The organism is Streptococcus vulneris (assembly GCF_019218685.1).
Classification (GTDB): domain Bacteria; phylum Bacillota; class Bacilli; order Lactobacillales; family Streptococcaceae; genus Streptococcus; species Streptococcus vulneris.
This window is the reverse complement of sequence record NZ_JAHUZC010000029.1, coordinates 1-737: the sequence shown is the minus strand read 5'-3', so window position 1 is coordinate 737 and position 737 is coordinate 1. Positions and strand designations below refer to the sequence as shown.

Here is a 737-nt window from a genome sequence, read left to right as displayed (position 1 = left end):
CAGAGCGTTGTCAAGGGGGTGACCCAGTTTGCGATAGGGGAAGCAGGTGCCTATACAGCGGGTCAGGTTGCCTATCATGGGACTAAGCTCCTAGGTGGTAGTGAGGAAGACGCCCAAACCGCAAACTTTATCGGGAATATCGTAGGAGGTTATGCGGTCTCTTCAGCAGCCAGCAAGTTTAGTCTCAATAAGGTGAAAGATGCCTTTTCTACGAATACAAAAAAATACACTCTGAATAGTGATCGATTATCAAATCTAGAACTATATACATCTCCAGAAATAAAAGCTAAAATCAATAAGGCGGGTTATAGCCTGGAGGACTTTTCGAACTTAGTAGATGCAGATACGACTTTATCAGCTAAAACAGATGCCTTTGTCAAAGCTGTTCGCAAAGAGATTGGTATACCAGCTCCTAAAACCAAGATGAATAAAACGATACCTACAGAGTTTGTTGAATCATATCTCAGTGGAGAACGTAATTTTTTTGCAGGTTTTGTCTCGGTTGATGAGCATTCAAAATCATTAACTACTCTTCCAGAAATAGTTGAAGGAAATCGATTAGATTATCCTAACACTCCTTTTGACTTAGAAAAAACCAAGACCTATGCGAAGATATCATTTTTCTTGGATGAAGCAGATAAGCTAGATATTCCATTTGGTGAACTTGATAATGCAAGTTATCCTTTTACAGGTCGAGGTTTTACAGGTTCTAAGAATATCATATTACCGGAGTATAA

1 pseudogene is annotated in these 737 nt (G+C 39.3%); it reads left to right on the top strand.

From position 1 onward, the window contains the following. Nucleotides 1-737: pseudogene (locus KUA57_RS09675) on the top strand (hypothetical protein); the annotation flags it as partial.